The sequence below is a fragment of the Faecalimicrobium dakarense genome (genome assembly GCF_000499525.1).
In the GTDB taxonomy this organism is placed as follows: domain Bacteria; phylum Bacillota; class Clostridia; order Peptostreptococcales; family Peptostreptococcaceae; genus Faecalimicrobium; species Faecalimicrobium dakarense.
The window spans coordinates 1-10,916 of record NZ_HG529258.1 but is presented as its reverse complement, the minus strand read 5'-3'; the positions used below and the strand labels follow the sequence as shown (position 1 = coordinate 10,916).

Annotated in this window: 9 protein-coding genes, 1 pseudogene and 1 riboswitch; of the genes and pseudogenes, 2 read left to right on the top strand and 8 right to left on the bottom strand. The window is 28.1% G+C overall.

Features of this window, described 5'->3' with window-relative positions; genetic code table 11:
* From BN899_RS03735 to BN899_RS03720, 5 genes and pseudogenes are all read right to left on the bottom strand, one after another.
* Positions 1-295, bottom strand: a pseudogene (locus tag BN899_RS03735) (VanW family protein); the annotation flags it as partial.
* A 247-nt stretch (positions 296-542) separates the two neighbouring features.
* Positions 543-1,937, bottom strand: a complete 1,395-nt coding sequence (locus BN899_RS03730) for a hypothetical protein (RefSeq protein ID WP_042273062.1) — start codon at positions 1,935-1,937, stop codon at positions 543-545.
* Positions 1,938-2,065: 128 nt separating this feature from the next.
* Positions 2,066-2,716: a protein phosphatase 2C domain-containing protein gene (locus BN899_RS03725; RefSeq protein ID WP_042273060.1), complete on the bottom strand. Its 651-nt coding sequence runs from the start codon at positions 2,714-2,716 to the stop codon at positions 2,066-2,068.
* The gene (locus tag BN899_RS18910; RefSeq protein WP_147568485.1) at positions 2,691-2,837 is read right to left on the bottom strand and encodes a protein phosphatase 2C domain-containing protein; all 147 of its coding nucleotides are present in this window, start codon (positions 2,835-2,837) and stop codon (positions 2,691-2,693) included. Before BN899_RS18910 ends, BN899_RS03725 begins: the two co-directional genes overlap by 26 nt.
* A gap of 163 nt (positions 2,838-3,000) precedes the next feature.
* Positions 3,001-3,285, bottom strand: a complete 285-nt coding sequence (locus tag BN899_RS03720; protein WP_052356558.1) for a hypothetical protein — start codon at positions 3,283-3,285, stop codon at positions 3,001-3,003.
* Positions 3,286-3,488: 203 nt separating this feature from the next.
* Between BN899_RS03720 and BN899_RS03715 the strand changes: the two genes are divergently transcribed.
* Positions 3,489-5,282 (top strand): peroxiredoxin, encoded by a 1,794-nt coding sequence (locus tag BN899_RS03715; RefSeq protein WP_042273058.1) that lies wholly within the window; start codon positions 3,489-3,491, stop codon positions 5,280-5,282.
* 52 nt (positions 5,283-5,334) lie between these two features.
* Here the strand turns inward: BN899_RS03715 and BN899_RS03710 are convergent, their stop codons facing one another.
* Positions 5,335-5,940 (bottom strand): ribonuclease H1 domain-containing protein, encoded by a 606-nt coding sequence (locus tag BN899_RS03710; RefSeq protein WP_042273056.1) that lies wholly within the window; start codon positions 5,938-5,940, stop codon positions 5,335-5,337.
* Between the two features lie 168 nt (positions 5,941-6,108).
* Positions 6,109-6,283, top strand: a riboswitch (Lysine riboswitch).
* A 120-nt stretch (positions 6,284-6,403) separates the two neighbouring features.
* On the opposite strand from BN899_RS03710, the gene nhaC reads away from it, so the two are divergent.
* Complete coding sequence (gene nhaC, locus BN899_RS03705; protein WP_042273055.1) at positions 6,404-7,834, top strand: Na+/H+ antiporter NhaC; 1,431 nt, start codon at positions 6,404-6,406, stop codon at positions 7,832-7,834.
* A 50-nt stretch (positions 7,835-7,884) separates the two neighbouring features.
* Here the strand turns inward: nhaC and BN899_RS03700 are convergent, their stop codons facing one another.
* A complete protein-coding gene (locus tag BN899_RS03700; RefSeq protein ID WP_042273053.1) occupies positions 7,885-8,838 on the bottom strand; it encodes a calcium/sodium antiporter in 954 nt (317 codons plus the stop codon).
* A gap of 279 nt (positions 8,839-9,117) precedes the next feature.
* Positions 9,118-10,713, bottom strand: coding sequence for an AbgT family transporter (locus BN899_RS03695; RefSeq protein WP_042273051.1), 1,596 nt, complete (start codon positions 10,711-10,713; stop codon positions 9,118-9,120).
* Between the last annotated feature and the right edge of the window lie 203 nt (positions 10,714-10,916).

The following is a 10,916-nucleotide window of genomic DNA, read 5'->3' as shown; positions in this document are numbered from 1 at the left end:
CTTTATTTAGTTTATATGCATTTTCTACAGTACTATCTAAGTCATAAGAAATGTCTATATCTTTAGATGGGACTTGCCATGATTTATCTAAATATTCAATATCTAAATCTTTCAATCTATACTTTTGTTCTAATTCACTTTTAGCATCTTCTTTTGTTAATCCTCCAACATTGATGCCATTTATATATGTATTTTTAACTATCTTTTCACCATTTATCTTAGTTACAATCATTCCTATGAATAATATTAAAATGGCACTTACTATACCAATTCCAATATATATATTCCTTTTCATATTACCCATCCTCTTGTTTCTCCTTACATTAAAATTTGTTTATATACTATATATTTAGATATTACTTTAATATATCCTTTTATAATACATAAAAAACTATTTTTCTTTTATATATAATTTCATTTTCTATTATAATATGATTCATAATAAAAAGTCTAATTTTTAAATCTATTCTGATAAAAACCATTTTTTCTAAATATATAACCTTTAAATAAAAAGAGTATTAAGATGTGTTAATTAACACATCTTAATACTCTTTTATATCATCTTCAGAAATAAAGTATATTTTTTCTGTATACATATTTATAATATATACTTCTTTTGCTTTGAACCATCCTTTATTTACTATTTCATAATAATATAAATCTTTTTCATCTCCTAAAAACTTATCTAATTTTTCTTGATTATCAATATATCTATTAGCTTTTTCTTTAGATACAGGGTATAAATCTTTATACTTATTACCTTTTTCTTCTAGTTTATTTTTCAATGTAAATTGAGCTTTTTCTTCATTTATTGCAAATTCTAATTTACCATCTTTTAAAATTCTAAAATATCCATCTGAATAAGTAGTTTTATATTGCTTATTTGCATCTTTGTACGAATAGATTGATTTAGTTTTTGCATCTATTAATATCTCATCTATTAATGTACCATGTTCAAACACTTCAACATAATAATATTTTTCTTGATCAATCATTTGTTGGTATGAATCTATAGATATATTTTTTTTCTTTATTCCGCTCTTTTTTGAAATTATATTTATAATATCTTCTGGTGTCAGAGTATAAAGAGATAAATTATTTTGATATTTCTTTTCTAGTGAAACTATTTTTTCATCATCAAAGTAATAATGTTTTAAATAACCTATATATTGTAATGCCTCTTCATAATTTCCTTGAGTATTAGACTCATCAGCTTTTTCTAAATAATAATCATACATATCCTCAATGCATTCTTTTTTATTTTTTTGAGCTAAATCATAATATTTTTTATCTTCTTCTAAAATTTTGTCATATTCATTTATAGCTTCATAATATTTCTTCTTCTCTTGATGTTCTGTTGCTGTTTTATATAACTGCCTAGATTCATATAATTCTTTTATTGTATTTTTATATACATCTAATTCATTTACAACGGCATTTAAAGTAGATGATATACTAATATATGACATTGCCGTATCATAATCTATATTTTCCTCTTGATACATTTCACTAACTCTTTTTGCTTGTTCTATAATTCTTTCAATATTTAGTTCAATTCCATTTAGAGAATTTATTGTATTTATTAATGCTAAGTACTGTTCTTTAGTTATTTGCCCATTTACATACTTATCTCCATTAGTAAGAAGTAATTTATCTATCTTTTTGGAAACTGACTTATTAAATCTTCTCATTTTACTTTCAGAAAACTCTTTTTTTAATGTGCTATTATAGTATTGACTTGCATTTTCGTATTTTCTACTCTCTATACTTTTTAATAGTGCATCTGATTCTTTTCCTATACTTAACTCATCACTACTTATAAAAAACACTATCATTAATAATATAAGTCCTAGTATTGATAATGAAACTGTAATTATAGATTTTCTTTTACTATCTATAAAATCTACACATTTATCAAACAATTCCTTAAAATTCATTCTTGTTCCTTCCTTAACTTTAGTAATTTATTTATTCTTCCAACTTTGTTTAATTATATCATATATATACATTATTAACCATATATTCCATTGCTAGACATTAATCACATTCGACAATTTACACCATTTTATTCATTTATAAAAATATATATTATGCTAATATCATCCTTTGAAACAGCTTTACTTAGCTTACTTAAATCTCCTTTATAGTTTTTATATAGCATCCATCTAGAAAAAACACTTTTATTGTATTGATTAATTGTTTTTCCTAAACTTTGAAATAATATTTTTTCATTTATAAAACTATTTCCGTATCCATCGGTAAATAAAATTATATAATCTAATTTATTACTTTCATCATTTTTTTCTATGTAATAGATAAAGTTTTTATATGCTTCAAATCTTCCTAAAGAATCTACAACTTCTTTATTTTTTGTTTCTAAAATTTTTTTATAAGAATCTTTACTTTTAGTAACTACATCTCCATCACCTATCTTTAAGTATAATCTAAACTCATTTGTTATTAATGTAGTAACTAATGTTGTAGAATACTTTATATATTGTGTATTAAATACTATAGGATTTATATTTTTATAATGCTCATTTACTAAGTCCATCCATTTATCATAAATTAATCTTTGTATATTATTTTCTTCCAACTCTTTTTTGACTTCATTAAATGATTTTCCTATAAATTTTTCTAAAACGCCAATCGCTGAAACACAAGCTATCCTTGATCCATCACTACTATATTCAAAAAAAATCTGTACTATGTCCATCTGCTACTGTACAAATAATCGAGTCATTTATTATTTTATAATCAAGATAATCTTGAGATTCTTTCCCTTTTTTTATATTTTTATATCCCACTACACTAGCTTCAAATAAATTATATCTCATATCATAATACCTCCAGTTAAATACTTATATTTATTTTGTATTATAATTATTTATAGATTATAACGTCATATCTTTATATATTATAAATTTAGCATTTTTATAAGCAAAAAAACACAGTAATTACTGTGTTTTATACTTTATACTAAATTTGATGTTATATGTTTTATGATATTTTTCTTTTTCTTACTTCACTAGTATGTTTGCTAGTTTGTCTTACAACTTTATGAGAGCCTCTATTTTTTCGTACCTTTTTTTTCTTAGAAAATATTGTCTTAGAATTATACAAAACCAATCCAATAGTCGACACTATAGTCATTCCAATAAATAACATAAAGTATATGTCTATACCAATAAATATTTTCATAATTGCATTTATTATAATTAAAGCAAATGTTAAAGAAAAACAGGCAATGGCTGACATAATAAATATTCTTAGGACTCTTTTCAACTTTATCACCCCATATAGTAACAAATCCCTACATTTAATATTATACTTAACTATACCAAATCTAACGAAAAATATCAATTATTATTGTTATTTTTTGTTATATTTGTCATTAAAATGTTAATCTTATTCAATGTAACAATAGACATCATTTATAAATACAATAAGAATAGGTTAATATTTTATTAAATTAAGGGGTGATTTAAATGCCAAATCTGCCAAGTTTAGGATCAATAGCTCCTGATTTCAGGGCTGATACAACATCCGGACCTATTAAGTTGTCCGACTACTCAGGTAAATGGGTCGTATTATTCTCACATCCTGGTGATTTTACACCAGTTTGTACTACTGAATTTTTATGCTTTGCTAAGTACTACCCTGAATTTCAAAAAAGAAATACTGAGTTAATTGGACTTAGTGTTGATAGTAATAGCTCTCATTTAGCTTGGATTTATAATATTTTTCAGCTAACAGGTGTAGAAATTCCATTCCCTATCATTGAAGATAGAGATATGAGAATTGCTAAATTATACGGTATGATTTCTGAGCCAATGAGTAACACATCAACTATTCGATCTGTATTTATTATAGATGATAAACAAGTTCTAAGAACTATACTTTACTATCCTTTAACAACTGGAAGAAATATCCCTGAAATACTTAGAATCATAGAAGCTTTACAAACTAGCGATAGAGATAATGTAGTTACACCTGCAAACTGGTTCCCTGGAATGCCTTTGATTTTGCCTTACCCTAAAACATATAAAGAGCTAAAACATAAAGTTTCTAATTGCGATAAAAAATATTCTTGTTTAGATTGGTATCTATGTTTTGTTCCAGATAACAATAGTAGTGATAATTATGAGTGTATAAATTATATACCTAATTATCCAGATAAAAATTCAAATCTAGGTGTTCTTTCCAAAAATAATACTAGACCACCTATATCAAATATCCACGAGCAACCAGTTGATGTAACATTCTGTCCAGATGTAAATCCAATAGTTATGGAGTATGTTTTTGGTAACCCTACTAATGTTGATCCTCAACTTTCAGATGCTCTTATTTATGCATTTGTTGAAATAAACCCTGATGGAACTTTATTTGTTCCTACTCCAAATTTTTTAAGACAATTAATTAATTTAAAAGCAGAGAAGCCTAGCTTAAAGGTAATTGCTGCTATTGGAGGTTGGGGAGCTGAAGGATTCTCTGATGCTGCTTTAACTCCTGCATCTAGATATAATTTTGCAAGGGAAGCTCAAAAGCTAGTAAATCAATATGGATTAGATGGTGTAGATATAGATTGGGAATACCCTGGAACTGCTGCTGCTGGAATAAAAGCTAGACCTCAAGATAAAGAAAACTTTACACTTTTACTTACTGCACTAAGAGATGTTTTAGGAGAGGATGCATGGCTAAGTGTTGCTGGTACTGGTGATATGGGATATATAAATAGAAGTGCTGAAGTAGATAAAATAGCTCCATTAATTGACTACTTCAATCTTATGAGTTACGACTTTACAGCAGGAGAAACAGGCCCAAATGCAATGAAGCACCAAGCAAATCTTTATGATTCTCCTCTTTCTCTTCCTGGATATAGTGTAGATGCTATGGTTAAAAACCTCGAATCATCTGGAATGCCTTCTGAAAAAATTCTTCTTGGGATACCTTTTTATGGAAGATTAGGTGCAACTATAACAAGAACTTACGATCAATTAAGAAAAGATTATATAAATAAAAATGGACATGAATTTAGATTTGACAAAGATGCTCTTGTTCCATATCTTGTAAAAAATGGTGAGTTTTCAATGTCTTATGATGATGCTTTATCAATATACTTTAAAGCTCAATATGTTCTTAAAAATTGCTTAGGCGGAATCTTTTCATGGACATCAACTTATGACCAAGCAAATATATTAGCAAATGCTATGTATCAAAGTATAAATGATCCACTTAAAGTTCAAGCAGAAATACAAAAAATTTATGATTTTCTAGATTAGTTAACACTTTATTTAAATGTATAAAAAGTCTTGTAAATATTTACAAGACTTTTTATATTCCTATTGCAGCTTTTGCTAGCTTATCAGCTTCTTCATTATATTTATCACCTGAGTGCGCTTTAACCTTAACAAATTTAACATTTAATTTATCCTTTATCGAGTCATAAAACTTTTTATATTCTTTAGTACCTTCTTTATTAGTTTTCCATACTCCTATGCACCACTTTTCAATACCCTCATAGTCAAAATAAAGAGTTAAATTTTCTATATTATTGCTTATACAATATGCCATGGCAATTTTTGCAGCCTCTATCTCCCCTGCTACATTTCTCATACTTACAAGAGATTCATCTTCTCCTTTTATACTATATGTATTTTGAACTATGTTATCTTTTATCATAACTACACCTGATCCATATGCTCTAAGAGAATGTTCATAGCTTCCATCCACATATGCTTCTATACTATTTTCTTGATTTTTTGAAATTATAACTTTATTACCTTCTATGTATTCTTTTGCTTCATCAATTGTAGTAAAACTTTTATATTCTGCTCCAGAGTATCCATCCACTTGTATCTTACATTCATTCCAAGTGTTAAATATTCCAGTTTTTTTTCCTTTTCTTACAGCATAAAATTTCTTCTTACTCAAGTTCACCACTCCTTTGCATGTTTTACATACTATATTCTAACCTAAACATATTGAATTTAAAAGTTTTATTTAATTAGCTAAATTTTGATAATATATTACCTTTTTTTCTTTTTTTGCTTTATAAATAAAAAAAATTATGGTATAATTCATTTATCAAATTAAATATCGGATATAACTAATGGTAGAGGTCGCATCGTTAATAAGTAGTTTTGTGGAGTTAAGCACGAAGAAGCAAAATGAAAGGTAACTATGCCGAAATATATAAGTAACGCTTTAAATCTTATATGTTGGGGTCATGTATAATATATATGGCACTGTCACAATTATATTGTGGAGTACTATCTTTAGATTAAGTATACTATTCATTTTTTGAATGCTTAAGTCTAGGATAAGTTCTTTTATCCTGGACTTTTTTTAATATCTAATTTCTCCTTGACGTTATATTCGACATAAATTACAGGAGGATTTTATGAGAACAAGAGAAAAAAAGCAAGCAACACTTTTTGATTCGCTGTTGTGCTTAGGTTTTTTAGTTGCAGTGTTAGTAACATGTCTAGTGGTTTTAAAAAAATATGAAATATCTGCACATATACCTTTAGTATTAGGAGGAATATTTGCAGCAACAATTGCAGTGGTTAAACTTGGGTATACTTGGAAAGAACTAGAAGAAGGAATTTTAGCTTCTATAAATACCACTATGCAAGCAATACTTATTTTATTAATTGTAGGTATGCTAATAGGAACTTGGATTATATCTGGTGTAGTTCCATCTATGATATATTGGGGACTTAATATTTTATCTCCAGGAATATTCTTAGTAGCTACAACATTAATATGTGCCATAGTATCTATATCTACAGGTTCTTCTTGGACTACTGCAGGTACTATAGGTATAGCTTTATTAGGTATTGGTAGTGCACTTGGTATTCCTGTTCAAATAATAGCAGGTGCTATAATCTCTGGTGCTTACTTTGGAGATAAGATGTCACCGCTATCTGATACAACTAACTTAGCTCCAGCTATGGCAGGTACTAATTTATTTGATCATGTTAAGCACATGCTATATACTACTGTTCCAGCTTTAATTATATCTCTTATACTTTACGCTATAATAGGTATGAAGTATGCTGGAAGCCAAATTGATACTACTCAAATAGCACAAATACAAAATGCACTTTTAGATAATTATAATACGTTATCACCATTTTTACTTTTAGTGCCTGCATCAGTTATATTATTAGTTGTACTAAAAGTTCCAGCAATTCCTGGGCTAATATTCGGTGCTTTACTTGGAGGGGTTATAGCTATTATATTCCAAGGGGCATCTATAGCGGATGTAATTTTAGTTGCTAAGGGTGGATATGTATCAAATACTGGTATGGATTTTGTTGATCAACTGCTTACTCGTGGTGGTCTTGATAGTATGTTAGGAACTGTATCTTTAATGCTTTGTGCTTTAACTACTGGAGGTATATTAGAAAAAACAGGTATGCTTGAAGCTTTAGCAAAAGCTATATTAAAAGTGGCTAAAGGTACTTTTGGGTTAATTGCAGCAACAATATTTACTTGTATAGGTACTAACTTAGCTGTAGCAGATCAATATTTAGCTATAGTAATTCCAGGAAGTATGTATAAAGACGCATTTATAAAGCAAGGATTATCTCCTAAAAACTTGTCTCGTGCTTTAGAGGATAGTGCTACAATAACTTCACCCTTAATTCCTTGGAATACTTGTGGGGCTTATATGTCAGCTACTCTTGGAGTTGGATCTTTTGCATTTTTACCTTATGCATTTTTAAACTTACTTTGCCCTTTAATATCACTATTCTACGGTGCAACTGGTATAACAATATCAAAACTATCAGAAGAAGAAAAGCTTGAATTAAATATAGAAAACTAAATGTAAAGAGCGTTGTTTATAACAACGCTCTTTTTATATTAAACTAAGTTTTATTGTCTTATTATTATAAATACCATATATGCTATATAAATTAATGACAATAAAACACCCTCTCCTTTATTAATCTTTCTCTTTGTTGCAGATAATATATAACCTAATACCGTCACAATTATCATAATTAACATATCTATAAACACTATAGGATGTATTTGTATGTTATGTATAGTCGATGAGATTCCTAAAACAAATAAAATATTAAATATATTTGATCCAACTACATTGCCTATTGCGATATCACTTTCACCTTTTCTAGCAGCAATTACGCTAGTAACAAATTCTGGAAGTGATGTTCCTATAGCTACTATTGTAAGACCTACTAAGTTTTGACTCATACCCCAAGATAATGCTATATCACTTGCTGAATTCACTACTACATTACCACCTATAATTATACCTAATATACCAAGCACACTCATTATTATACTTTTACTCATAGACATCGGCTGACTAGCCTGTTCTATTTCCATTTCTTCTTTTGATGTAATTGCCATCTCTATTAAGTAATACATAAATATAGAGAATAGTACTAGTAGCATTAGACCATCTGCTCTAGTTAATAAGTTTTGGTTATACCCTTGAAATTTAGTATCATGGGATAATATCATTAATACTATTGATGCCAAAATTGCAAAAGGGAATTCTTTTATTATAGTACTCTTTTGTACCTTTATAGGATTTATTATAGATGCAATACCTATGACAAATAATAGATTAAATATATTTGATCCAACTACATTTGCAATTGCCATATCATTATTTCCTTGTAATGCAGCTGTTATACTTACAGCTGCTTCTGGTGCACTTGTACCAAATGCCACTATTGTAAGACCTATAATTAATGATGGTACATTAAAAATTTTAGCTATTGAAGATGAGCCTGATACAAATACATCTGCTCCTTTTATAAGAAGTATAAAACCTATTATCAATAATATATAACTCATATAAATGCTCCTTAAAATTTATTTAAATATAATTATTATATATGTTTTCTAAAATAGCATATCTTATTCAAAATGTAATCATATATTTTATTCTATGATATTTATATATTTTTGTATCTTAAATCATAAAAAATTCGCTTCGCTCATCTCGCCAACGACCGCGTCCGTTGCTTAGATTCAGCAGTTGGAATTATAATTTATCCACAAACCAGATAATTTATAATTCCTTAGCATATAAAAAAGCACTTCTATTAAATAGAAGTGCTCTTACTTTTAATTTTATGCTGGGTAGTGTAATGATACACCTGGTCCTAATGGTAATCCTAACATCATCCATATTCCAAGTAATATTATCCATCCTATTAAGAATATTATTGTATATGGTATCATTGTAGATATTAATGTACCAATACCAGCCTTTTTATCATGCTTTTGAGCAAATATAACTATCATTGCAAAGTAACTCATAAGTGGTGATATTATATTTGTAGTTGAATCACCTATTCTATATGCTACCTGAGTTAATTCAGGAGATATTCCAAGCTTCATAAACATTGGTAAAAATACCGGAGCCATTATTGCCCATTTAGCTGAAGCTGATCCCATAAATAAGTTTATAAATCCTGCAAATAGTACGAATACTACCATAAGAACTAACTTATTCATATTCATTGATTGTAGCAACTCTGCACCTTGTATCGCAAGTATTGTTCCTAAGTTAGTATATGCAAAATATTGTACAAATTGTGCCATAACAAATGCTAATGCTATGTATCCACCCATTGAACTCATCGCTTTACCCATCTCATTACATACATCTCTATGGTTTTTAAATTGGCCTGAAGTTCTACCATAAACTATAGCTGCCACGAAGAATATTATAGCCATTAAAGGTACAAATCCATTCATTAATGGAGAGTGATCTATTATAGATGCTACATACCCACTAGTTTTTTCAATTTCTAAATTTCTAAGTAATGATCCTGGCACTACTGTTAAAATTATTATGCCTGCTATCATAAGTAAAACAACTATGTTAGTAATTTTTAATGCTCTATTTTCTTTATCAGTTAAATTTCTTAAATCATCATCTTCTTTAGATAAACTAGAGCCACCTTTATAAGAACCTAACCTTGGCTCAACTATTTTATCTGTTATAAACCAACCTAAAAATGTTATTAAAAATGTAGATACCATCATGAAAAACATATTTGAAGTTGCTGTAACTGTATATGTAGGATCTATCATTCTTGCAGCTTCTGTAGATATACCCGCAAGCATTGGGTCTATAGTACCAACTATTAAGTTTGCACTAAATCCTCCAGATACTCCTGCAAACCCTGCTGCAAGACCTGCAAGTGGATGTCTACCAAATGACATAAATATAAGTGCTCCAAGTGGGACTAATACAACATATCCTGCATCACTTGCTATGTTTGACATAACTCCTAAAAATACTACCATTGGTGTAACTAATTGTGCTGGTGTTACTGATACTGTCTTTTTAAGAAGTGCTGATATGTATCCACTTCCTTCTGCAGTACCTATACCTAACATACCAACTAAAACCATTCCAAGTGGTGCAAAGTTAACAAAGTTAGATACAGCATTTTCTAACATATAAGCTATACCTTCTTTTGAAAGTAAACTTATTGCTGTTATTGTTTGCTTTTCTAAAGTGTTTGTTGTTCTATTTATTAATTCACCCTCTACTGAAAGTCCTGTTGCTGCTGCTATTGCAGATATAATCATGATTGCTAAACAAAATAGTCCAAATAATGCTATCGGATGCGGAAGTTTATTCCCTACAATCTCAATACCATCTAGACATTTACCAAATAAGTTCTTTTTTTCTTTTGCAACTGTATTACTCATTTGTTTCCCCCCCTAAATGTATTCTTATGTAAAAATTTTCTTTTATATGTAATTTATTATATCAACATTTTTTTCATTGTCAATACAATTACACAAATTTTCTATAAATTTAAACAAATGCATTTTTATTTTTTTTATTCATTTAAAATCAACAAACTTTATTAATAGTTCTATAATAAAGTTTAATTATACAAATAAAAAAG